The organism is Mucilaginibacter sp. P4_D1, from assembly GCF_056401935.1.
In genome coordinates this window covers 88,406-112,779 of sequence record NZ_JBFUIJ010000007.1, presented here as the reverse complement: position 1 = coordinate 112,779, position 24,374 = coordinate 88,406, and the positions used below count along the sequence as shown (strand labels likewise).

General features: G+C 44.9%; 16 protein-coding genes. 10 read left to right on the top strand and 6 right to left on the bottom strand.

Going from position 1 to position 24,374, the window contains the following annotated elements; translation table 11 throughout:
- Positions 1 to 17: 17 nt before the first annotated feature.
- From AC1DV1_RS09220 to AC1DV1_RS09205, 4 genes are all read right to left on the bottom strand, one after another.
- On the bottom strand, positions 18 to 995 hold the full coding sequence (locus AC1DV1_RS09220; RefSeq protein ID WP_477357881.1) for a FecR domain-containing protein: 978 nt from the start codon (positions 993 to 995) through the stop codon (positions 18 to 20).
- A gap of 3 nt (positions 996 to 998) precedes the next feature.
- Positions 999 to 1,619 (bottom strand): RNA polymerase sigma-70 factor, encoded by a 621-nt coding sequence (locus AC1DV1_RS09215; protein WP_477357878.1) that lies wholly within the window; start codon positions 1,617 to 1,619, stop codon positions 999 to 1,001.
- Between the two features lie 24 nt (positions 1,620 to 1,643).
- Positions 1,644 to 2,327 (bottom strand): DUF6134 family protein, encoded by a 684-nt coding sequence (locus AC1DV1_RS09210; protein WP_477357876.1) that lies wholly within the window; start codon positions 2,325 to 2,327, stop codon positions 1,644 to 1,646.
- A 174-nt stretch (positions 2,328 to 2,501) separates the two neighbouring features.
- Positions 2,502 to 3,410 carry an AraC family transcriptional regulator gene (locus AC1DV1_RS09205; protein WP_477357873.1) on the bottom strand — a complete coding sequence of 303 codons (909 nt, stop codon included), beginning with the start codon at positions 3,408 to 3,410 and terminating at the stop codon, positions 2,502 to 2,504.
- 381 nt (positions 3,411 to 3,791) lie between these two features.
- On the opposite strand from AC1DV1_RS09205, the gene AC1DV1_RS09200 reads away from it, so the two are divergent.
- The 9 genes from AC1DV1_RS09200 to AC1DV1_RS09160 all read left to right on the top strand — a co-directional run bounded on the left by AC1DV1_RS09200 (position 3,792) and on the right by AC1DV1_RS09160 (position 20,313).
- Entirely contained in the window at positions 3,792 to 6,041 is a 2,250-nt protein-coding gene (locus AC1DV1_RS09200) for a hypothetical protein (RefSeq protein WP_477357870.1), read from the top strand.
- 58 nt (positions 6,042 to 6,099) lie between these two features.
- Positions 6,100 to 7,443 carry a sugar porter family MFS transporter gene (locus AC1DV1_RS09195; protein WP_477357867.1) on the top strand — a complete coding sequence of 448 codons (1,344 nt, stop codon included), beginning with the start codon at positions 6,100 to 6,102 and terminating at the stop codon, positions 7,441 to 7,443.
- A gap of 15 nt (positions 7,444 to 7,458) precedes the next feature.
- The gene (locus tag AC1DV1_RS09190) at positions 7,459 to 10,803 is read left to right on the top strand and encodes a DUF5107 domain-containing protein (RefSeq protein WP_477357864.1); all 3,345 of its coding nucleotides are present in this window, start codon (positions 7,459 to 7,461) and stop codon (positions 10,801 to 10,803) included.
- 216 nt (positions 10,804 to 11,019) lie between these two features.
- A complete protein-coding gene (locus tag AC1DV1_RS09185; RefSeq protein ID WP_477357862.1) occupies positions 11,020 to 12,063 on the top strand; it encodes an aldose epimerase family protein in 1,044 nt (347 codons plus the stop codon).
- A gap of 291 nt (positions 12,064 to 12,354) precedes the next feature.
- On the top strand, positions 12,355 to 12,600 hold the full coding sequence (locus AC1DV1_RS09180; protein WP_477357859.1) for a hypothetical protein: 246 nt from the start codon (positions 12,355 to 12,357) through the stop codon (positions 12,598 to 12,600).
- 10 nt (positions 12,601 to 12,610) lie between these two features.
- Positions 12,611 to 15,856: a SusC/RagA family TonB-linked outer membrane protein gene (locus tag AC1DV1_RS09175; protein ID WP_477357856.1), complete on the top strand. Its 3,246-nt coding sequence runs from the start codon at positions 12,611 to 12,613 to the stop codon at positions 15,854 to 15,856.
- 22 nt (positions 15,857 to 15,878) lie between these two features.
- Positions 15,879 to 17,792: a RagB/SusD family nutrient uptake outer membrane protein gene (locus AC1DV1_RS09170; RefSeq protein ID WP_477357853.1), complete on the top strand. Its 1,914-nt coding sequence runs from the start codon at positions 15,879 to 15,881 to the stop codon at positions 17,790 to 17,792.
- Between the two features lie 49 nt (positions 17,793 to 17,841).
- A complete protein-coding gene (locus tag AC1DV1_RS09165; RefSeq protein ID WP_477357850.1) occupies positions 17,842 to 19,068 on the top strand; it encodes a DUF4959 domain-containing protein in 1,227 nt (408 codons plus the stop codon).
- Between the two features lie 33 nt (positions 19,069 to 19,101).
- Complete coding sequence (locus AC1DV1_RS09160) at positions 19,102 to 20,313, top strand: DUF4998 domain-containing protein (RefSeq protein WP_477357847.1); 1,212 nt, start codon at positions 19,102 to 19,104, stop codon at positions 20,311 to 20,313.
- A 155-nt stretch (positions 20,314 to 20,468) separates the two neighbouring features.
- Here AC1DV1_RS09160 and AC1DV1_RS09155 read toward each other — a convergent pair whose 3' ends face one another.
- Together AC1DV1_RS09155 and AC1DV1_RS09150 are read right to left on the bottom strand one after the other, a co-directional pair.
- The gene (locus AC1DV1_RS09155; RefSeq protein ID WP_477357844.1) at positions 20,469 to 20,894 is read right to left on the bottom strand and encodes a hypothetical protein; all 426 of its coding nucleotides are present in this window, start codon (positions 20,892 to 20,894) and stop codon (positions 20,469 to 20,471) included.
- Positions 20,895 to 21,038: 144 nt separating this feature from the next.
- The gene (locus AC1DV1_RS09150) at positions 21,039 to 21,599 is read right to left on the bottom strand and encodes a hypothetical protein (protein WP_477357841.1); all 561 of its coding nucleotides are present in this window, start codon (positions 21,597 to 21,599) and stop codon (positions 21,039 to 21,041) included.
- Positions 21,600 to 22,059: 460 nt separating this feature from the next.
- On the opposite strand from AC1DV1_RS09150, the gene AC1DV1_RS09145 reads away from it, so the two are divergent.
- Positions 22,060 to 23,769, top strand: coding sequence for a hypothetical protein (locus AC1DV1_RS09145; RefSeq protein ID WP_477357838.1), 1,710 nt, complete (start codon positions 22,060 to 22,062; stop codon positions 23,767 to 23,769).
- The last annotated feature ends 605 nt before the right edge of the window (positions 23,770 to 24,374 follow it).

Here is a 24,374-nt window from a genome sequence, read left to right as displayed (position 1 = left end):
CGAGGTAGAAATAGTAATTATTTCAGGATGATTTGGTTGCTTTTGTGTACCGCTGTAATGGGGAATGTGCCTGTGACTACCAATAAAATTTGCTCAAGCGATTGATTTTTAAACACGGTTGTAATGGGCAGTTTATTTAATGATGGTTTTGCTATTACAATATGTGCGCCGTAAATCTCATTCAGGGCGGCTACCAGTTCGCTTAAAGGGGTGCTGTCGCATACTAACTCTTTGTTGATATAGTAGCTGTACAATTTACCCCGCGTGCTTTGTTTGGTAAGGCTGTTACCGCTTTTTAATACCACAGTCTTTTCGCCGGGCTTTAGACTGATGCTGTTTTTATCCCTGTTTACATTCACAATTCCGGTTTCAACAATCACTTCGGTTTTTCCATTCCTGCTTTTTACATTAAATGACGTGCCAACCACCCTAACCGTTACACCATTTACATTAATAATAAAAGGTTTTGTTTTATCAGGAGTGATTTTGAAAAAAGCCTCGCCAGATAGATAAACCGCGCGGGTATCGCCGCTAAACCTGTTTGGATAGGATAATTGCGATAACGCGTTCATGGTAACTACAGATCCGTCGGAAAGCGTATCTACCAGTACTTTATTATTGCTTTGCAGGTTAATGATAGTAACCCTGCTAAAATAATTTAGCCCCCAATAGCTGAGCATGCAAACCAATACCACGGATGCTGCTATAGCCAGCCAGTTTGCCCGATTTAAACGGCGTGTTTGAGTTTTGGATGTGGCCTGGTTATTATTTATCCTGTTTTGCAGTCGTATAAACGCGGCGTCCTCGTCAACAAGGCGGGTGCCGGCAATCTTTAAGCTTTGGTCCCACAGTTTTTTAAACTGGTCATAATACCGGCGGTTTTCCTCCGCGGCATTACACCATGCCTGCACTTGTTCCTGCTCTTCAATGGTGGCTTCGCCAAGCAGGTGTTTTACCAGCAAATCATCGGTCATATGGGGGGTACTGTTGCTCATGTGCTAACGGCTGATAATTAAATACAAAATGATCATTAAAAATTCGGCCAGTTTGGTTCGCATCAGTTTTAATGCTTTGCCCATCTGGTTTTCTATGGTTTTTATAGAAAGCCCCATCTGGTCGGCAATTTGCTGGTATTTCAGTTGCTCAAAGCGGCTGAGCTGAAAAATGGTGCGGCATTGCTGCGGCAGCTCGCTCATAGCCCGGCTAATGTGTTTTTCCAATTCATCGGCCAGCATTGCTTTGGCCGAATGATCTTGCACCTGGTCCATTTCATCAGCATAATAAACCTGGAAAGATGCTTTTACTTTTTGATGTTTCAGGTAGTTCAGGCTTTCGTTATGAACGGCCCGGTATAGGTATGATTTTATCGATCCATCGGTTTTTAACAAGTCGCGCTTTTCCCAAATCCGGCAAAATACGTTTTGAACTACTTCTTCGGCTTGTCCGTCGTCCTTTAAAAAAGTATAGGCATAAGCATGTAGGTTTTTAAAATGGCTTTTGAACACCATTTCAAATACCTTTTGGTTGCCTTGCTTTAATAAGGAAATGACCGTGCTATCGCTGTATTCCACTGATAAAGGGTGAAAATATGCGTTAAATATAGGGGCTTTCCCGGTCATATACCTCATGTTGTTTACTATGGCTTAGGCCAGCTGTACCTGGATGGTGTATAAAGAATGGTGGATATCTACCTTACTGCAAATACCATTGGCGTAAGTATAATAGTTGTAATTGCCATCGGGCAGGTCAATCCGGTATACATGCGCCGCCGCCTTTTTTACAGTTAAAAATTGCTGAAAGTTATCGGAGTAAACAAGGTTGCCATCTTCCGGCTCATGGCAATACAACAGCATCAAGTTATTGCTTATACCGGCTTGCTCAACCCGGCCGCTTTTGCCTTCGGCCAGGGTGAGGTAGGCGTTCCCTGCTGCCTTTGTTTCCCGGTTAGCCTTCTCTTTACCATTAACATGCCGCAAAACATGCGAGCTGATGAGCTTGCCGTTCTTAAAGGTCGACTCTTCGTTGCAATTAACATTAATACTGAAGATGAACTTCATTTTAACTTCTGATACCATTTTGAGGTAAAGTTCATCGCCTGTGTTTTTTTGATAAAAGTTAAGATGGCCAACCACTTTACCGCTGTGCAAAACATTGTATTTGGTTACTGTTTCGGTAGCATATAACCGCACACTGGTTATCGACAGCAGAACTACGGCCACAGGTACTTTTAGCAACTTGCCAAATTTTAAAGCTGCCCTGCCTTTATAATTAACCATGGCAGGTATGGCATATTTTTTAAACAACCAGATAATTAAAGTGATAATCATGGACGGTGTATTTTGTTTTTATACACCTGATACAACTCAAAAGCAAAACACCCCTATTGGAGGAAGGGAAAATTCTAAATAAAAAAACTCTAAATTCTAATCCCGTCGCAACTTAACATCTACAGGTAAGCCTTTCCTTTTAGATTTAGAATTTACGATTTAGAGTTTTTCCCTTCAGCTACTCGCTTTTACTTTTTTTCTATACTCGTTGGGTGAAGTACCCATCAGTTTGGTAAACATTCTTGAGAAATAATATTGATCTTCTATACCCAAAGTCAGGGCAATGTTTTTGATAGACATGGCAGTAAATGAGATATACTGACAGGCTTTTTGAACCTTTAGCTGGTTAAAATACTCAATAGGAGAGTAGCCGGTTTTTGACCGGAAAATGGCCGAATAGTGCGAGGTGGACAACTTGGCAAAGCTGCTCAGATCGTCAAGCCTTATCATGGTATTTACATGATCCTGCATGTACTGGATGGTTTTTTCAACAATATCGTTATCGGCAGGCTTGTCATCAACATGGTTAAACTTATCCTCGTAAATAAGCGATGACAGGAAGTGCGAGAATATCATATTTACATAACGCAGCGCATCGCTGCTATAGCCTTTCTCCAGGTTAAAGCAAATATCTTCAAACAGCTTTATCCGGTCTTCATTAAAAGACAGGTATGGCTTGTAATTTTCTGAGTTTTTCAGGATCAGTTCTACTATAAAAGATGCTATCTCGCCTTTGAAATGAATCCAGTATATCGTCCATGGTTTATCCATGTTGGCGGCGTACTTATGCGGGGTGTTGGCTGGTATGGCAATAAATTGCGATGGCGAAACTTCTACCTTTTTCTTGTTGATCTCCAGCCAGCCATAGCCTTCGGTACAGTAAATTATTATATGCTGGTTAATGCCGTTGGGGCGCTCGGCGTAATGGTGCCGGGCTTTGGGGTAATAGCCGATATCGGTAATGTAAATTTGTTTGGTAACCAAATCCTTACTTAAAAAGTTGGTAATGATCTTTTTGGGTAGCACAATAAGCTTTTGCCCTTCAAAACCGTCCCGCCGCCTGATAGCTGTACTTTTAGTCATTTTTTTGAATGGATACCGTGATAATTGGTGCTCCGTGTTAACTGGTTGATCTTCGGATACAAACATTAACAAAAAATATCAAAACATTGGTAAAAAATAGAAATAATTGAAATTGACAGGGCGTAATAAAGTCCATCATTTCCGTAACATTGACTATTTTTTTATTCTGCTCAATCCATGACATTTACATTGTAACCAATTAGCGATACCAATAGTAGGAAATGCCTTTTAATTGTTTCTATAAAAGAGATAAGCCGGCAATATTAGTGTGTTAAGCGTTCAGTGTTTATTCCTGATAATAACAGGAATAGATGTACCGACGAACACGATTCAAAAGATTTAACAAGGTTATCGCGATAACAAAAACTATAACAACATTAAATGCAGCACTTAAAAAAAACAACAGGTAATTATAAAATCAGCTTCATCAAAACTTCCGGCCTGATAGCTTTTTTGATTTTATCCGTGACTGTGTTGAGCGCACAGGAACTCCAACAAAGTGCAGATAATACCGCTATTAGCAGCCCGCAGGTAAAAATTACGGTTGATAAAACTACCGGTGCAATTAGCTATGTGTTTGCCAATGGTATGCACATGGATAACACGGTAGCTTACGTGCGCGATTTAACTTCGGGATATTTATCAACTACTGATCTTTCTAACCATGCCTGCACAACCCGGCAGGTTAACGATAATGTAGGCAAAGGCTTAAGCCTTGTTGTCAAGCACGGTGATGCAAAGCACAACATCAGCATCACACAATCCTTTACCCTTTACCAGGGCAAGCAATATGCGCTTGTTAATGTAAGTGCTACATCCACGGGTAAACCTATCGAAACCCGGGATATCAGCCCGATAGCTATCCTGCCGGCCAATAAAGGCAGGTTATTTATTCCCGGTACCGAGCCGCGCATTTTGGATGTACCTTTTGATAACGACAATTGGACCCCAACTTTAGAGCGGAGCTGGCCGAAAGGCGACGAGCCCAAAAGCAAAGGCATCAGCTACGAGTTTTTAGCGGTGTATGATCAGCTTAAAAATTCGGGCCTGGTAATAGGTAGCGTAAGTCATGATTTCTGGAAAACAGGTTTATCCTATCAAACCGGAACCCAATTGGGTTATGTAGATTCATTAAATGTTTTTGGCGGTGTGGCTACGGCCGATAATCCATCCCTTAAATCGGGATATGGCGGCCTGGATGGTACGCATGACCATGCCGACCACGGTACCATGCTTGGCCAAACCGTAAGCTCGGCCACTGTTTATATCTGCGGATCGGATGATTTGCACGAGGCTTTTAAGGATTATGGGCGGGTAAATTCCATCATCAATGGCAAGCAAACCTGGGAGGGACCGGCCCCCGTTTACTGGAACAGTTTTGGGGTTGAAGGCGTGCTGGGTTACGAAAAGGTGATGATGCCACCCGCTGTAAACCAGATCTCGGATTTTATCCACTCTATGCCCAACTTTGGTGCTTACTCCAAACCGGTTTTGAGTATCGACTCGTACGACCAGGGCATCTATTCAACAGACGTTTTAAAATCGATAGGAGAATATGGCGCGAAAAACGGCCAGCAGATGGGATTTTATTTTACGCCATTTGCCATGTGGAGCTGGAAGAATGATACCAAAGGGCGCAAGCTGCCGGGTACCGATGTAATGTTTGAGGATGTGCTGTTGCAGGATAAAAACGGTAAAGCTATCATGTACAAAGATGGCGAATGGGGTGCTTATGCCATGGATCCCACGCATCCGGCGGTCAGGCTTGCTATCATATCGCAGCTGAGAAAGGCAAAAGCCATCAACGCCAAATTTATCAAGATAGACTTTTTAACGGCCGGTGCTTTGGAGAGCACCAAACGTTACGATCCAAAGATCCGTACCGGGATACAGGCTTACAATTATGGGATGAAAACGTTGCGGCACCTGGTTGATTCAATTATGGGTAAGGATGTTTTTATCACCCAGGCCATCTCGCCGTTGTTTCCGCACCAATATACCCATACGCGGTTTGTATCTACCGATGTATACTCGCACCTGCGCGATGATCAGAAAGGTTTTCCTAACTGGGGTAGTACGGAGTCGTCGTTAGCCACAGGATCACATATGGGCTGGGTGCAGGGTACTTTGTTCCCTTATACCAACCTGGATGTAAGCATCATGAAAAACTTCCAGAAAAACCCGGATCTGAACGAGCAGGAAATAAAAGTGCGCCTGTATGCTATGATGGTGATGGGCAGTATTTTGGGCGATGGATCTGATTTCAGGAACCCGATAGCCGCCTACCGGGCACAGGAATTTTTGAATAATAAAAACATAGCCAAATTTTTTAGCGATCCTAAAGCATTTATGCCCCTTAAAACAGCCGATGGCGAAAGCTTTGATCAGCAACTGTCGTTTTACCTGCCGGGCGATACCACCATGCTGGCCTTATTCAATTTCGACCTTAAAAATGATTTTAAACAATCGTTTACCAGGCAGGCCTTGGGCCTTGATGCGCATAGAAAATACGAGTTCCGCGATTTTATGACCGATATGGCAATTGGTGAACTTAAAGCTGACGCCCAAACATTTAGCATGGCTGCCAACACAGGCGATGCCCTGCTGGTAAAAATAGTAGCGGTAAATTAATGATAAAAATAAACTGTAATATTATGCCACCACCAGTTAACCATATCCAACCTAAAAAATGAGTAGTTCAAAAAACTTCAACAGTAGTTATATTATTGGCATTTCCTTTATTTCGGCCCTGGGCGGGTACCTGTTCGGGTTCGATTTTGCGGTGATTTCGGGCGCGTTACCTTTTCTGCGCACCCAGTTTGCCTTAACGCCGGTATGGGAGGGCTTTTTAACCGGTTCACTGGCTTTAGGCTGCATAGTTGGCTGTTTGCTGGCCGGTAACATTGCCGATAAATATGGCCGTAAGCCGGGGCTTATTATCGCTGCCCTAATTTTCGCGGTATCATCTATAGGGATAGCGTTTTCTGCATCCTTAACTTACTTTTTAATCCTGCGTTTTGCCGCCGGGATAGGCGTGGGCATGGCGTCGATGCTTTGCCCCATGTATATTGCTGAGGTTTCGCCTGCCGAAGTACGCGGCCGAAACGTGGCTATAAATCAGCTTACAGTAGTAATAGGCATATTGGTGACCAACCTGGTCAACTACTTCCTGGCCGATCATGGTGCCGATTCATGGCGCTGGATGTTTGGCCTGGGGGCAGTACCATCGGCTATATTTTTGATAGGTGTTACCTGGCTGCCCGAAAGCCCGAGATGGCTCATGAAATCGGGTCAGCCTGATAAAGCCAGGGTTATCCTCAACAAAATTGGCTCGCCTGATTTTGCCGAATCAACCTTTAAAGCGGTCGAAAAATCATTGATTGGGTCAACAAAACAATCATACGCCATGGTGTTTGAAAAAGCCGTACGCCCGGCTGTGGTGGTGGGTATAACGCTGGCGGTGTTTCAGCAGTTTTGCGGTATCAATGTGGTATTTAACTATACATCTACCATATTTGAATCGGTAGGCGCTAACCTGAACCGGCAATTGTTCGAGACCGTGGCCATAGGCGTAGTGAACCTGGTATTTACCTTATTAGCCATGTGGCAGGTTGATAGACTTGGCCGCCGCCCGCTAATGCTTTGGGGATCGCTGGGCTTATCAGTATTGTACATTATACTGGCTTTTCTGCTGCAAAATCATTTCCCGGCGGGGCTGGTATCCATATTTGTGTTGCTGGCTATCAGTACTTATGCTATTTCGCTGGCGCCCGTTACCTGGGTGCTTATATCCGAGATCTTCCCCAACAAAATTCGTGGTGTGGCATCGTCGGTAGCCATTGTATCGCTTTGGGGGGCCTACTTTATCCTGGTGTTTACATTTCCTATCCTGGCCAAAATATTAGGCGCATACGGGCCATTTTACCTGTACGCGGCCATCTGTTTTGCAGGCTTCCTGTTTGTAAAAGCAAAAGTGAAAGAAACCAAGGGCCAAACTTTAGAAGAGTTAGAAGACAATTTAATAAGACATTAAAATATAATACATAGTATGCAAAGTTCAACTGTTTCCGTTTGGGAAGAGCAAGTAATTATCCCCACTTATGGCGTTGGCAAGCCGGATAAAAACCCCATGTTTTTTGAGAAACGGGTTTACCAGGGCAGCAGCGGGGTGGTTTATCCAAACCCGGTGATTGAGAAAATTGCCGACGAAAAAGAAGATAAAGAATACACAGGCCTGTTCCTGGAGAATAAATACCTCAGAGTGATGATACTGCCGCAGTTAGGCGGCCGTATTCAAACAGCCTTTGATAAGGTGAAACAGCGCCATTTTATTTACCATAACCAGGTAATTAAGCCCRCCCTGGTAGGTTTAACCGGCCCCTGGATTTCGGGCGGCATCGAATTTAACTGGCCGCAGCACCACAGGCCAAGCACCTTTGATCCGGTTGATTACAAGTTGGAAGAGCATGCCGATGGCAGCAAAACCGTTTGGGTTAACGAGGTGGAACGCATGTTCCACACCAAAGGCATGGCAGGTTTTACCCTGCATCCCGATACGGCTTATATCGAAATAAAGGCGAAACTGTTTAACCGCTCGGCCCTGCCGCAAACCTTTTTATGGTGGGCAAACCCGGCAGTTAAGGTGAATGATTATTTCCAATCGGTATTCCCGCCAGATGTGAACGCTGTTTTTGACCACGGTAAGCGCGATGTATCCGATTTTCCGATAGCTACAGGTACTTACTACAAGGTCGATTATTCGCCCGGTACCGATATCTCGATGTACAAAAACATCCCGGTACCCACATCATACATGGCCATCAACTCCGATTATGATTTTGTGGGTGGCTATGAGCACGATAGCGAGGCCGGTTTACTGCACGTAGCCAATCACCATGTATCGCCCGGTAAAAAACAATGGACCTGGGGCCACAGCGATTTTGGCCAGGCCTGGGACAGGAACCTCACCGATGAGGATGGTCCGTACATTGAACTAATGACGGGCGTATTTACAGATAATCAGCCCGATTTTAGCTGGCTGATGCCTTACGAAGAAAAAACTTTTACCCAGTATTTTTTGCCCTACCGCGAGTTAGGCATGGTAAAAAATGCATCTAAGGATATACTGTTAGCTTTAAGCAAAAATGGGGATAAGGTAACCATCAAAGTGCAGGTAACATCGGCCCAAACAAACCTGCATATCAGCCTCAGCTATAGCGGCGAAGAGCTGTTTGCACACACCTGCACAATTGTGCCTGAAATTGTTTTTGTAAAGGAACTGACGGTAGCCGCAGGTTTGAACGAGAATGAACTGCTGCTCATCATCACCAACAGCAGCAACCAGGAAGTGTTACGTTACGAACCCGTCAAAAACAAAAAGAACGAGATGCCCATCCCGGCCAAACCCGCTTTGGAGCCAGCCAATGTGGAAAGCGTGGAGCAATTGTTTTTAACTGCACAACATTTGGAACAATACCGCCACGCCACGTATAGCCCGGTACCATATTATGAGGAAGCCTTGCGTCGCGAACCAACCGATATCCGCAACAACAACGCTTTGGGTAAATGGTATATCCGCAAAGGGCAGTTTGCCAAAGCCGAGCCTTTTTTACGGCAGGCGGTGGAAACCAGCATTCAGCGCAACCCTAACCCATATGATAGCGAGGCTTATTATAACCTGGGCTTATGCTTAAAATATTTAGGCAGGGCCGATGAAGCTTATACGGTTTTTTACAAATCAACCTGGAGCAATGCCTGGAAAGATACCGGCTTTTTTGAGGTGGCCAAAACAGATATGGCACGTGGTCACTTTGCGTTGGCTTTAGATCATATCAACCAATCGCTGGATAGAAATGCCAATAACAGCAAGGCCTACGTAATAAAAATGGCTGCCCTGCGCAACCTGAAAGAGCTGGATAAGGCGCAAAATGTGGCCGGTGTGGCGCTTGAAAGGGATGGCTTTAACCTTGGGGTTATTTTTGAAAAAATTGAGCTTTATAAGCTGGATAGTAATGCCGCTATGGTTGCCAAATGCCTGGATGAGTTGATAGCCCTGTCAAGAAACGACGATCAAAATTATATAGAATACGCACATGATTATGCCGCCGCCGGTTTATATACCGAGGCTGGCGAGCTATTGCAGTTGGCGTTGAAGGATAACGGTAACAACCCAATGGTTTATTACAGCCTGGGCTATTTTTGCCATAAAAACGGGGCACAGGATGAAGCCCAAAAATGGTTTGAAAAAGCCGCCGCTGCTGATCCTTACCTGTGCTTTCCTAATCGTTTGGATGAGGTGAATATCCTTCAGCTGGCTATGGAACTTAACCCCGCCGATGCTAAAGCGCCTTACTATTTGGGCAACCTGTTTTATGATAAGCGCCAGTATGATGATGCCGTAAGCAACTGGGAAAAAGCGGCAAAGCTGGATGAAAGCTTCCCTACAGTATTCAGGAATTTGGCTATTGCCTATTTTAACAAGCAAAACAATTCCGAAAAAGCCTTAAACTACTTTGAAAAGGCATTTGAACTGGATAAAACAGATGCCCGCGTGCTGATGGAGCTGGATCAGCTTTATAAAAGGCTCAACTATCCTGTTGATAAACGGCTGAAGTTGCTGGAAGATAACCTTCAAGTTGCCGAACAACGCGACGACGTTTATTTGGAACGGGTAACCCTTTATAACCTGTCGGGCGAGTACGATAAGGCACTCGGTTTGCTGATGAAACGCCAGTTTCACCCATGGGAGGGGGGCGAAGGCAAGGCATCGGGGCAATACGTGTTTAGCCTGGTGCAGTTGGCTAAACAGTATATTGACGAAGCCGACTTTAATAAAGCCATTACCAATTTAAATATGGCCAAAAGCTATCCGCATAATTTGGGCGAGGGCAAGCTGTACGGTACACAGGAAAACGATATTGATTATTGGCTGGGTCGTGCTTATGAAGGTTTAAACCAGGCTGATGCCGCCAAACACTATTTTACCCAGTCAACCATCGGTTTGGACGAGCCGTCGGCCGCTGTATTCTATAATGACCAGCAGCCCGATAAGATTTTTTACCAGGGACTAAGCTGGAAAAAACTGGGCGACCAGGGACATGCCAAACAGATTTTTGATAAGCTGATAGCCTATGGCAAAGCCCATGAGAATGATGTAGTGAAGATAGATTACTTTGCCGTATCCCTCCCCAATCTGCTCATTTTCGACGACGATTTAAACCTGCGCAACACCATTCATACCTACTTTTTACAGGGATTAGGAATGCTGGGTTTGCACGAGTTTGATGTAGCGCTGGCCCTGTTTACCAAAGTGCTGCAACTCGACAGTGCCCATGCAGGTGCAAAGGCTCATTTAGAGATGACCAAGCAGCAACTGAACGTGACAAACTATTAATTTAGTCTTAAGCCCGGAGTCTTAAGTTTTAGGTCGAAAAATGCCGGGTAGCATTTGGGATTTAAGGCTTAAGACTTCTGGCTAAATAAACAATGCAACGCATATTTGTGTTGCCCTTATGCATCATTTGAGCAAGCTAAATAGTTTTAGCTTAATTAAATATGTGTTATAATTACAATAATTTAATTTACCTTGAGCCATAATACCAACCAAATCATGATCAAAAGCCAAAACAGGATATCGCAACAGGAATGGGGCGAACATGTTGGCTGTAAGGTTTACTTTTTCAGGCTCGAAAACAGTTCAGGGGCGTACGTGGAGCTTACCAATTATGGTGCAACGCTGGTATCGGCAGTAGTACCAGATAGGGCGGGCAGCCTGGAAAACGTAATATTGGGCTACCATTCATTGCCGGGTTATATTGCCGACGAATGCTATTTAGGCGCTACCATAGGCCGCTTTGCCAACAGGATTGGAGGGGCGGAATTTACTTTGGACGGAGCAGCTTACCACCTGGATGCCAATGATGCCAACAACTCCAACCATGGCGGCAATGCCGGTTTTAACACCCGGGTTTTTGATTATCAAATAACCGAAAGTGGCGTATCATTCAGTCTGCTGAGTAAAGATGGAGATGGCGGCTACCCTGGAAACCTTAAGCTGGTAGTAACTTATGAGTGGAGCGAGGATAATGAACTGAAAATCAAATACAAGGCTACAACTGACAAGCAAACAGTAGCCAGTTTTACCAACCACGCTTACTTCAATCTATCTGCCGGTGAGAGTGGCATTTTTGACCATACCCTTAAAGTTTATGCGGATAACGTGCTGGATGTAGATGCCGCCTACGTGCCAACCGGCCTGGTTAAACCAGTGGGTAAAAGAATTTTAAATGGCGAAGTGTTAAGGGATAAAATGATTGCAGGCGGCGATGCCATCAACGGCTATAACAATTGCTTTTTGCTGCAAAACGATGCCGGCCATACCCTGAAACCTGCCGCGCTGCTTATAGATAACGCCTCGGGGCGGCAGGTTGAGATAGCTACTTCCTATCCTTCAATAGTTGTGTATACCGGCGATTATCTTCAAAGCAAAATCCCCGGCAATTATTCAAGGCCATACAGGCCTTTTGATGGTTTATGCCTGGAGTGCCAGCATTATCCCGATAGTCCCAATCATGCTCACTTTCCATCGGCCACATTAAGCCCAGGCGAAGCCTTTCACCAGGTTATTTTGTACAAATTTGGCGTGGTGGCTTAAGCTTTCCTTCCTTTTTTTATAAGCCGCTCTTTTCGTATAAAAAAACAATACTTTTTTATACAAACGAGATACTTATGCTATACTTTTTTTCAAAAAATTCACAAAAAGTTTCAACTTTTTTGCACTCCCCAAAGTGCTGTTTTTCCCAGGGTTCGGGAATTAATGGACGAACCCATTTTGATGGTCAAAAATCATAAAATTGTCCATCCTTTTTGAAAGTAAATCCATTTTTTGGAGCACGCTCCCCGCCTACATTTACAGAACCAATTATTAACTAAACCCATAAAGTATGTGAAGATTTTGACTCTTGACCTTAGGGGAGAAAAGCAGAACAACCAATTACAGGCAACGGAAAACCGGCGGATGCGATTAAGAAAACCACGGCCTTATGGAGAAGAGGCCGACCGTTTTACAATTAACTCCGCGCAGATGCCTGGCTTAACAATCCAAAAAAAATTGCTTTCCCCGCCAATAACTGATCCTGCATTTGAAAACAAATATTTGATCGCAAACCAATTAATGAATAACAAATTATGAACCAAATTTTATGAAGCCACTTTACATTTTTAGTAAACTACTTTCAAAAAATAACAGGCACCTTATCCTGGGGCGTTGCACAATGCTTTTTGTGCTTACCCTGTTTTTTGGCAGTGCCTATTCGCAAACCAGGGTTACCGTTACAGGTAAGGTAACCGATACCCTTGGCGTAAAAATACAGGGTGCTACCATATTGGCCGAAAACGTTAAAAATATCTCGACGTCGACTGATGAGAACGGCCGCTTTGTATTGGATGTGCCCGTAGGTACATCATTACGTATCAGCTTTGTGGGTTTTACCGAGCAGCACGTTGTTGTTACCGCCGATAAAAAGATCTTCAACATCATCCTGAAAGAAAACAAGCTGATTGCCGAAGAGGTTGTAGTCACAGCCTTTGGTAAAAAAGAACGCAAGGAGGCATTGGTAGGTTCGGTAACCAGCATAAAGCCTGGCGAACTTAAAATACCGGCAAGTAACTTAACCAACGCTTTGGCAGGGCAGGCGGCCGGTATCATTGCCTACCAGCGCAGCGGCCAGCCGGGGCAGGATAATGCCTCCTTCTTCATCAGGGGGGTAACTACCTTCGGTTACAAACGCGATCCACTTATTTTGATTGATAACGTGGAGCTATCAACCAATGACCTGGCACGCTTAAATGTGGATGATATTGCCAGCTTCTCTATCCTGAAAGATGCCAGCGCTACAGCCCTGTATGGTGCACGCGGCGCAAACGGTGTTATTTTGGTAAGTACCAAAGAGGGTAAGGAGGGCGCACCTAAAATCAATTTCCGGTCGGAGTATTCGTCCTCGCAATCAACCCAGACGTTGGACCTTGTGGACCCGATACAGTACATGAACCTGTACAACGAGGCAACCCTAACCCGCGACCCTAAATTGCCCCTGCCTTTCCCCGAAAGCAAGATCAGGAACACGCAGAATACCATAAACGGCACGCCTGGCAGTAACCAATACGTATACCCGGCTGTTGACTGGCTTAACCTGTTGTTTAAAAAACGCGCCACCACCCAACGTAATAATTTAAGCGTGAGCGGCGGCGGTAACATTGCCCGCTACTATATAGCAGGCGCATACAATGTGGATAACGGTGTATTGAAAGACGATATCCGCAACAATAACAACAATAACGTTAAGTTTAAAAACTACCAGTTACGTTCAAACATCAACGTAAACATGACCAAAACCACCGAGGTAGTGGTAAGGCTATCCGGTACTTTTAGCGAATATAACGGCCCTATTACTACCGATGGTTCTTTCGCGTCCGATTTATATAACGTGGCCATCCATACCAGCCCCGTGTTGTTCCCGGCTTATTTCCCGGCCGATTCGGCAAACCTGAACGCCCAGCACATCCTGTTTGGTAATACCGGTTTAACAGGTGGCTCTACAAGCAACAGTATCTCCTATAATAACCCCTACGCGGCTTTGTTAAGGGGGCATAAAAACTCGTCAGAGTCAAGGATGTCGGCCCAGCTGGAGTTAAACCAAAACCTTAAGTTTATTACCGATGGTTTAAAGTTCAGGGGGCTATTTAATACCAACAGGTATTCTTATTTCACCTCACAATCGGCCTATTCGCCATTTTATTATAACGTTAATACCTACGATAAGGAAACCAACAAGTACACCCTTACCTGGCTTAACCCGCAGCCAACAGGCTACAACGTAGCGCAGGAATACCTGAGCTACTCGCCCGGCGGCACACAGGTAAATACCTTTATTTATTTACAGGGCGCTTTGGAGTACGCCAAATCATTCGGCAGCCATACCATAAACACCACATTGATAGGTACACAGCAGCAAACGTTGTATGCCAATGCCGGCGATTTGTTATCGGCCTTGCCATATCGTAACCTTGGTTTGGCAGGCAGGGTAACCTACTCTTTTAAAAGCAGGTATTTTGCTGAGTTTAACTTTGGCTATAACGGATCGGAGCGCTTTTCGGCCAATCACCGTTACGGTTTCTTCCCAACCATTGGTGCATCATGGGTAGTATCTAACGAAGACTGGTGGACACCGGGTATCGTCGATCGTTTAAAAATCCGCGCCAGCCATGGTTTGGTAGGTAACGATGCTATTGGTTCGCAGCGTTTCTTCTACCAGTCGGTAGTGCAGTTTAACCAGGGTTATAATTATGCGCAATTTGGTATCAATAACCAGTACGAGCGTAAAGGGGTAACCATCCAGAACTACGAGAATACCGATGTAACCTGGGAAACCTCGAGACAAACCAACGTTGCCGTTGAAATGACACTTTTGAAAAATTTCAACATCGTGGCCGAGTTTTATAAAAACCACCGCTATGATATTTTGCAACAACGTACCAGCATCCCTGTAAGCGAAGGCCTGGAAGCGCCAATCAGCGCCAACCTGGGCGTGGTTGATTCAAAGGGTATCGATTTATCTATGGATTATAAACAAAGCTTTGGTAAAAGCGCCTGGGCGTCAATCCGCGGTAACTTTACCTACTCCAATAACAAGTACACTTACATCGAGGAGCCCGACTATAAAGAGCCATGGCGCCACGCTATTGGCCAGCCCATCAGCCGCGGCTACGGCTACGTTGCCGAACGCTTGTTTGTTGACGACCAGGAAGCGGCAAACTCGCCCACCCAGATCTTTAATGGCAGCGGTATAAAACCACAGGGTGGCGATATTAAATACCGCGATTTAAACGGCGACGGTAAAATTGATGTACTTGACCAGGCCTATCTTGGTTATCCGCAAACGCCCGAAATTGTGTATGGCTTTGGTTTTTCAACCGGTTATAAAGGCTTTGACCTTTCGGCATTTTTCCAGGGCCAGGCAAGGGTATCGTTCTTTGTCGACCCAACCAGGGTAAGCCCTTTTATTCAGAGTCCTGATCCTTATGTGTACGGCAATACACAGGTATTAAGCGAGTTTGCCAACAGCCACTGGAGCGAAGAGCACCAGGATTTGTATGCAGCCTATCCGCGCCTGGGTGTTAACTCAAACGTGATATCAAACAACCTGCAGCCAAGCACCTGGTGGCTACGCGATGGCAGCTTTATGCGCCTTAAATCATTAGAGGTTGGTTATACACTGCCTGCACACATAGCCAAATCATTAAGGGTATCTAACTTAAGAATTTACTTTAACGGCCTGAATTTGCTTACCTGGAGCCCCTTCAAACTATGGGATCCTGAGCAGGGTGGTAACGGCTTTGCGTACCCGATACAAAAAGTATACAACATAGGCTTAAACGTGAATTTATAATTAACAGAAAAAAGCAGAAGATATGAAATCGTCATATTATAAATTGATTTGTGTGATTGTGCTGTGTTCAATGAGCCTTTCATGTAAAAAATACCTGGATGTTACCCCCGATAATGTGGGCACGCTTGAATATGCGTTCCGTAACCGTAACGAGGCCGAAAACTACCTGTTTTCGTGCTACGCTACCATGACGCAGATGAACAACGTGGTAAATGATCCGGGTTTTGCAACATCGTCAGAAATTGTGTACCCCAACACCCTTAACGATCATTACTTTAACGAGGTGGGCTTCAACATCATCAGGGGCCTGCAAACCACCGCAAACCCAAGTATTAACTACTGGGATGGCACCAACGGGGGCAGCAATTTGTTCCAGGCCATCAGGAGGTGTAATATCATGCTCGAAAACATTGATAAGCCTATTGATTTAAGCGCATCAGAAAAAAAGCGATGGATTGCCGAGGTTAAATTTTTAAAGGCCTACTATCATTATTACATGATAAGGTTGTACGGCCCCATCATTTTAATAAAAACCAATAACCCGGTTAACGCCAGCACGGCCGATGTAAAACGCAGCCGCTCGTCGGTTGATGAATCGTTTGCCTATGTGGTATCGTTATTGGATGATGCCATACCCGATTTGCCGCCTGTTATTGAAAGCCAGGCTACCGAGTTTGGCCGCATTACCAAATTCATCGCCATGAGTGTAAAGGCCGAGGTTTTAACCACGGCTGCAAGTCCGCTGTTTAACGGCAATCCCGATTATGCCAATTTTAAGGATAATACGGGCAAACTGCTTTTTTCGGCAAGCGCCGATGCTAACAAATGGAAACTGGCTGCCGATGCCTGTAAAGCCGCTATAACCGAGTGCGAGGCGCAGGGCCTGCACCTGTACAACACGCCGCCAACGGTAAGTGTGGGCAACGTGTCAGATAAGCTGAAAAAGGTATTAACCCTGCAGGCCATGATCACCGATAAATGGGAGCAAAACCCCGAACTGATCTGGGCCCTAAATTACGGTTTTGGTTACCAGGGCTTTACTATCCCAAGGATGACGGATAAATCCGAAAGCCTGGCATCAACCTATCCATCAACATTCGCGGTGCCTATTTCAACTGCCGAGCTGTATTATACCAGCAATGGCGTGCCCATTAACGAGGATAAAACTTTTGACTATGCCAACCGCTACACCCCGCAAACCGGTGATGATGCCAATGGATCGTACATCAAATCGGGCTATCAAACAGCAAAAGGCCACTTTAACCGCGAGCTGCGTTTTTATGCCAGCATCGGTTTCGACGGCGGCATCTGGTTTGGCAACGGCAAGCTTGATGAAAGCAGCGCTTATTACGTGCAAGCCCGTGGCCCTTATGCCTTGGCAGGCCCAAAAAGTTTGAGCGGCACCAATATTACCGGTATGTGGCCCAAAAAACTGGCCAACTACCTGTCGGTTTATGATGAGGTTTTCACCGCCGTTGATTTTCATATGCCGCGGATGCGCCTGGCGGGCCTTTACCTGCTTTATGCCGAAGCGCTTAACGAATCGCAGGGGCCCGTTGCCGAAGTTTATACTTACATAGATAAAGTAAGGGCAAGGGCAGGTTTGGGCGGCGTACAGGCTTCATGGGGCAGCTATTCAAAAACACCCGATAAGCCAAATACCAAAGATGGCCTGCGCGAAATTATCCACCGCGAAAGAAGGATTGAGCTGTGTTTTGAAGGCCAGGCCGGCTGGGATTTGCGCCGCTGGAAAGAATTGCAGGATGTGTTAAGCAGGCCCATACAAGGCTGGAACGTTAACGAGGGCGATGCCGCAAATTACTACCGCCCGCAAACGGTTATTATACCCGTGTTTGGCATTAAGGATTATTTATGGCCTATCCAGACAAGCGATATTGTGGTGGATAACAACCTTAACCAAAACCCATACTGGTAGTTTACCTGTGCTGTAAAAATTTCAAATGATTAATATTAAAATATAAATTATGAAAAAGATCAATAACCGCAGATACCTTTCAGGTTTGCTGTTAGCGCCCGTTTTGCTCATGATGCTTTTTGCATCCTGTAAAAAAGCAGAGTCGAACATCGAGGTGGTATCTAACGATCCTACCAAACCCGGGCCTGTAACCAACGTTAACGTAACCAATTTAAACGGCAGCGCCAGGTTAACCTACACCTTGCCCAATTCAAAAAACCTGCTGTACGTTTTGGCCAAATACGCCATAAACGATAAAACCGTGCGCGAAACCAAGGCCAGCTATTATACCGATACCATTACGGTTGATGGCTTTGCCCGTGCCCAGGAGTACACGGTTACGCTGTATGCCGTAAGCCGTGCCAATATCATGTCGGATCCGGTTACGGTAAAGGTAAACCCGCTTACACCAAACTACGAATTGGTTAACGCCGCACTAAACATTACTGCCGATTTTGGCGGCGCAAACTTTTTTGGCCTCAACCCCAATAAAGCGCCTATTGCCATGCACGTGCTTAGCTTTAACACCAAAACCAACAAGTACGATGAGCAGGACCCTAACTACATCAGTACCGATACCGTTAACTTTTCGGTACGTGGGTTTAGCGCTGTAGCCACCAAATTTGGTATTTACACTACCGACAGGTTTGGCAACCACTCCGATACCCTGTTTAAAACATTAACACCGCTGTTTGAAACCCTGCTGGATAAAAGCAAGTTTTATGTGTACCACCTGGCCAGTGATAGCCCTATTGGCTACGGCTGGGAGTTAAAATACTTGTTTGATGGCAGCACCAATGAGCCGGGCTGGCATACTTTAGGCGCGCCAACCAACCAGTGTACATTCGGTTTGGGTGTAACCGCCAAGCTGAGCCGTTTTGTGCTGTGGGAAAGGCTTAACAGTATCTACTCGTACCAAAACATCCAGAATTTTACCCTATGGGGCACCACGGTTGATAATCCGCATGATTCCGTTCTGCCAAAAAACTCGGCACCGGGCACCATATCCGGCGATTGGGTTAACCTGGGYAACTTCGCGTTTCCGCCGCCGCCCTCGGGCCTGCCAAATAACCAGGCCAACGCGTCAGATCTGGCCTTTGTTGCCGCGGGTGTAAACTTTGCCATTCCGTTTGCTGCACCGGCTACCAAGTATATCAGGCTGGATGTATCGCGCACGTTTGGCGGCTTAAACTATGTAAACGCTATTGAGGTATCGTTATACGGCAATCCTTTGTAATACAACGTGTTGTTAAAATTAAAAATTAAGAAAATGAAAATTAATTTCAAGGTTGCTGTTTTCTTTTTGCTGTACCTGTCGCTGGCCGGCTGCAAAAAATACGATACAGACTATAAATCTTTTTTAGATCATCACGAGGTAACTTATCCTGGTTTAGCCAGCGGGGTTACCTACCATACCGGCAATTTGCGGGCCGTACTGGTTTGGCACCCCAGCCCCGATCCAAGCATCAAAAACTACGTGGTAAGCTGGAATAATGGCAGCGATTCGGTAGTTGTTAATGCCACCTCGCACAGTCCGGCCGATTCCATTACCGTATCAATCCCCAATTTAAAGGAGTATGTATATACTTTCACCATTGTGGCACATGATAACGATGGCAATAAATCGGTAGGGCAGGATTTAAACAACGTGCGGGTATACGGTCCATCGTACATATCGGCGCTGTTTAACCGGGGCTATAACACGTCAAACCCATATTCGTTAAATGACGACGGCACCGTAACGCTAAACTTTAACAAGGCCGATACCGGTAACGTATCAACCACCATGATGTATACCAATAAGCTTGGTGTTGCCGCCCAAAAATCATTCGGGCCAAATGATAACTCGGTAACTTTAACCGATTATAAACTGGGCAGCCCAATAAGTTACCAGTCGGCATATAAACCAACGCCCGACGCGGTTGATGCGTTTCCGGTAAAAACTGCCGATAACTTCCCAACCATTTACAATATTGTGGAGTGCGATAAATCATTGTTCAAGGCCTATAACCTCCCAACAGATGTGCCATCGGCCTACGGCTGGGAAACTTATTACCTGTGGGACAAAAGCACCGGCGAGCCTGGTTTTCATACCCCCGGCCAAAGTTTCCCAATCTGGTTCACCTTTGATATGGGGCAATCGGCATCGCTGGCCAAAATGAAAATCTGGCAGCGCGAATCGGGCCTGTATAACTACGGCAATCCAAAACGCTTCGAAATTTACGGCAGCAACAACCCAAGCTCAAACGGCGACTTTAGCAACTGGGTAATGCTTGGTAGCTTTACCTCGGTTAAGCCATCGGGCCTGCCGGCTGGCCAAAACACTGATGCCGACCTGGCGTTTGAACGCGCCGGCGAGCCATTTACCTTCCCGGCTAATTTAGCGCCATACCGCTACATCCGGTTTAAAGTACTGGAAACATGGGGCGGCGGCAACTACTTCCACCTGTGCGAACTGACGATGTACAAAACAGATAAATAATAGGTTTATAAATTGGTTAAATGTAGCCGGTAACTGTAATGGTTGCCGGCTTTTTTGTGGGGGAAAATGTGACAAAAAGCGAAGGGAAGACGCGATTCGCATTCTATAAAGGATACTAACGTACAAAGTTGCACCGGACATTGTCTTAAAACGGATTAAGGCTTTAATTGAGATGGGTGAATGTAATAATAATGGTTTGGATAATACCAAACGAAAACGTACCAAAGAAGAACTGCGATACCAACGAATGCAGCAGACAATGTCGCGTAAAAAATCTTATTGTCGGCGCGAATCAATCGCTTGCCGATTCGGGCGTCGAGATCAATTTTATTTTCATAACCAATGAACACCCAACCGTCAAATGTTATCCTGTACTTGAAATAGTCTTTCTTTTCCTCTTCTACTCTAATAAAATTATCGTTTATCAGTTTATCAAGTATTAAATCCAGTTCTTTTAAATCACAATTACTACCGCATTTAAGATAAAATAAATCAATGGGGGGCTTATAAACATATTTGTATTCATACTTCAAAAAAAACAAAACCTTATCCAGTTTTTGAATTGGTGTTAATTTTTCCATTCCCAAATCTACACTATACAGCGTAAATTAAGCCTATAAATATGTAGATTTGGATTATCAAGAAAGACAGAATGAATAACGAAGAAACAACACAACCAGTTAATACGCCACCTCCAACGCAAGTTCAACAACCAACTGAAACAACTAAGCCCAAAGAGAGAACAACCATTGATACAAGGCCAGGATATGATACCTTTGGCTCTGAAAAAGGAAAAGACAACAAATAGATATTATCAATGATAGTAAAAAGCATTTAACGCTTTTTACTAAATAGCGTTGTCTTCTATCTATCAAATCTCTATTATTATCAAATGCGTTATTACTGGCAACAATTGTTTGAATTTGTAATTCAAACAATTGGCTTTCTTTGCCCGCATTTTCTATCTCAGGTATTAACAGTTTGACCGGCTGAGTGCCTGGATATATCATTTTACCTGGGAGTAAGTTTTTAAATATCAAGAATATACTTACAAATAACCCAGCAAACATCAAATAGTAATAAGGAGAAACTAAGAAACTATCGGATGATATTTTAGCGAAACAATAAGATAAAAAAGTTCCATATAGTCCAATTGCATAATAACATCTATTCGTCAATTCTCTAAGCGATTTAAATGTTTCTTGTACAAGACTGTCAGATTCTTTGAGAATAAACTCAATAGCCTTATTATCGTAATTGTCCCAATTTATATCTTCTACTTTCATGTTTTAAAAATACACATTTTGAATAACCTACTCCTCCCTGTGTAAATTTGTATGTTAGTGCTTGAGAGGGGCGGAGGGGTGTGTTTATACAAGCGAACATGAACGCTGGTAAACACACCCCTGCCAGTGATCAATTCGGAGCGCCTCCAGTCGAAAGCTACACCGTGTATCCATCTATAGTTAGATACTCGATTATCAATAATAAAATGTCATTTCGCACGAGGTACGAGGAGAAATCTTAGACGCCCTGCATTCCAAAAGACTTGTCGTGATGCAGGGTGTATAAGATTTCTCCTCACACCGCGCTCAATTCCTGCCCCGGTTCGTTCGAAATGACTAACATTTGTGTATACACGGTAGTTTTCGAGAGTGGATTTTGATTGCCCTGTGCGGATTACCTTTAGCTCACTTTTTTACAAACTCATCTTTTTCCCTATATTTAATCCCAAACCCGCCCTACATGAAAAAGCTGATCTTATTCATACTCCTTATCTCCCCATTTTTTGTAAACGCCCAAACCTTCCGGGTAAATATTGATCCTTCGCTTGGCGAAAGCAAAGAACTTGATGGCAGGCTGTTATTGTTGTTATCGAAAAACAACAAGGCCGAGCCCCGTTTCCAGGTGAGTGACGGCGCCGAATCGCAGCTGGTTTTTGGGATGGATATAAACGGGTGGCAGCCGGGCACCAGCCAACTAATAGATGTGCAGGCTTACGGTTACCCGCTGGAACGTTTGAAGGATGTGCCTGCCGGCGATTATTATGTGCAGGTGCTGTTACATAAATACGAAACATTTCACCTTAAAACCGGGCAAACCGTAAAGCTGCCGATGGATAGGGGCGAAGGCCAGCACTGGAATATGGCGCCGGGTAATATTTATTCGGCCCCGGTCAAAATTCATTTCGACCCGGCTGCCTCTAATGAGTTAACGCTTAATATCAGCAAAGTAATCCCGCCTATTGAAGCGCCTAAGGATACCAAATACATCAAACACATCAAAATTCAAAGCAAGCTGCTTACCGAATTCTGGGGCAGGCCGATGTACCTTGGCGCAAACATATTGATACCCGCAGGTTTCGACGAGCACCCTAATGTGAAATATCCGCTGGCTATTTTCCACGGGCATTTCCCTGCCGACCTGGAAGGCTTCAGCACCACGCCGCCCGACCCGAATTTGAAGCCCGATACTTCGGCACGCTTCCATATCACGGGCTATAACAGGATAGTGCAGCAGGAGGCCTACGATTTTTATAAGCAATGGACAGGGCCGGCCTTCCCGCGGGTATTGGCCATCGAGATTCAGCATGCCAACCCGTATTATGACGATTCATATGCCGTAAACTCGGCCAATCTTGGTCCGTACGGCGATGCGATAACTTACGAATTGATCCCCGAGATTGAAAAGCAGTTCAGGGGGATAGGTAAAGGATGGGCCAGGTTTATGTACGGCGGCTCCACAGGTGGCTGGGAAGTGCTGGCCGCGCAGGTTTTTTATCCCAACGAGTATAATGGCTGCTATGCCGCCTGCCCCGACCCGGTAGATTTTCATCACTACATGACCATCAACCTTTATAACGATAAAAACGCCTATTTCCTGTCGTCAGATTTTAAACAGACGCCGCGACCTGAAGAACGCGACTACCTGGGCCACGTAGGATCGACCATGAAGGAGGTTAACCAAAGCGAACTGGCAATAGGTACACGCAGCCGCAGCGGTGGTCAGTTTGATATCTGGGAGGCCGTATTTTCGCCTATGGATAAGGATGGTTACCCCAAACGCATCTACGATAAAAATACCGGCGCTATAGATACTTCGGTTGCCGCCTACTGGCGCGAGCACTTTGATCTTACACACATCATCCAACGCGACTGGCCAAAAATTGGCAACAGCCTAAAGGGCAAAATTCATATCTACGTAGGCGATATGGACACCTACTACCTCAACAACGCCGTTTACACCGCCGAAGACGTGCTCAAAAAGCTCAATAATCCCAACTGCAACTGCGAAGTTGACTACGGCGACCGCGCCGAACACTGCTGGAACGGCGACCATACCCAACCCAACTATATCAGCCGCCTGCGCTACCACCAAATGTTCATCAAAAAATGGGCCGCCGAGGTTAAAAACAGAGCACCAAAGGGAGCGGATTTGAAAAGTTGGAGGTATTAACAATGAGGATTATGTGCGAGGATAAGTGCGTTGTTAATGGTAAAATCGATTTGGAAAATTTCAAATAAAAATTAAAAAACAGGTCGCGCAAAGACGCTAAGCCGCAAAGAAAAAAATAAATGAATTGCGGTTCCATGAGGTTTTGTGTGGGTAACGCAGATGGGTTGTTGATTTGCTTCTAAAGATATATTTTGTTGACTCATCGAGGCCTGTTTGACACGAATAGAGAGGCGTAGCCTCGGCCAATCTTGTAGCCACGGGTTTTAACCCGTGGAAAAAAAACGAAGAAAACCAAGGAGAGCCGTAGGTTCGATCCATATGAGCAATGCGTATATATCGGTTGAACAAATTAAAAATACCTGGATTTAGATCAAAATATGGGCCGTGCCTATGGCACTCTTGTCGTGTTTTGACCAATCATCCCCGGGTTGAAACCCGGGGCTACAATATGTTTCGGGCCGATGGCCCTTAGGAAAAGAGTTATGTAGAAGCTAATTGAAATTGATCAACCCATAAAGGTGTCATAGAGCCTGAATTGCTTTGCCGCTTAGCGTCTTTGCGCAAAAAAACAACCCATTTCCTGTCAAATACCCGGCTATCTGGTG

What these genes read in the sequence shown, in the direction of transcription:
- AC1DV1_RS09220 (WP_477357881.1), bottom strand. Translation starts at nt 995, where the DNA reads ATGAGCAACAGTACCCCCCATATGACCGATGATTTGCTGGTAAAACAC.
- AC1DV1_RS09215 (WP_477357878.1), bottom strand. Translation starts at nt 1,619, where the DNA reads ATGACCGGGAAAGCCCCTATATTTAACGCATATTTTCACCCTTTATCA.
- AC1DV1_RS09210 (WP_477357876.1), bottom strand. Translation starts at nt 2,327, where the DNA reads ATGATTATCACTTTAATTATCTGGTTGTTTAAAAAATATGCCATACCT.
- AC1DV1_RS09205 (WP_477357873.1), bottom strand. Translation starts at nt 3,410, where the DNA reads ATGACTAAAAGTACAGCTATCAGGCGGCGGGACGGTTTTGAAGGGCAA.
- AC1DV1_RS09200 (WP_477357870.1), top strand. Translation starts at nt 3,792, where the DNA reads ATGCAGCACTTAAAAAAAACAACAGGTAATTATAAAATCAGCTTCATC.
- AC1DV1_RS09195 (WP_477357867.1), top strand. Translation starts at nt 6,100, where the DNA reads ATGAGTAGTTCAAAAAACTTCAACAGTAGTTATATTATTGGCATTTCC.
- AC1DV1_RS09185 (WP_477357862.1), top strand. Translation starts at nt 11,020, where the DNA reads ATGATCAAAAGCCAAAACAGGATATCGCAACAGGAATGGGGCGAACAT.
- AC1DV1_RS09175 (WP_477357856.1), top strand. Translation starts at nt 12,611, where the DNA reads ATGAAGCCACTTTACATTTTTAGTAAACTACTTTCAAAAAATAACAGG.
- AC1DV1_RS09170 (WP_477357853.1), top strand. Translation starts at nt 15,879, where the DNA reads ATGAAATCGTCATATTATAAATTGATTTGTGTGATTGTGCTGTGTTCA.
- AC1DV1_RS09160 (WP_477357847.1), top strand. Translation starts at nt 19,102, where the DNA reads ATGAAAATTAATTTCAAGGTTGCTGTTTTCTTTTTGCTGTACCTGTCG.
- AC1DV1_RS09155 (WP_477357844.1), bottom strand. Translation starts at nt 20,894, where the DNA reads ATGGAAAAATTAACACCAATTCAAAAACTGGATAAGGTTTTGTTTTTT.
- AC1DV1_RS09150 (WP_477357841.1), bottom strand. Translation starts at nt 21,599, where the DNA reads ATGAAAGTAGAAGATATAAATTGGGACAATTACGATAATAAGGCTATT.
- AC1DV1_RS09145 (WP_477357838.1), top strand. Translation starts at nt 22,060, where the DNA reads ATGAAAAAGCTGATCTTATTCATACTCCTTATCTCCCCATTTTTTGTA.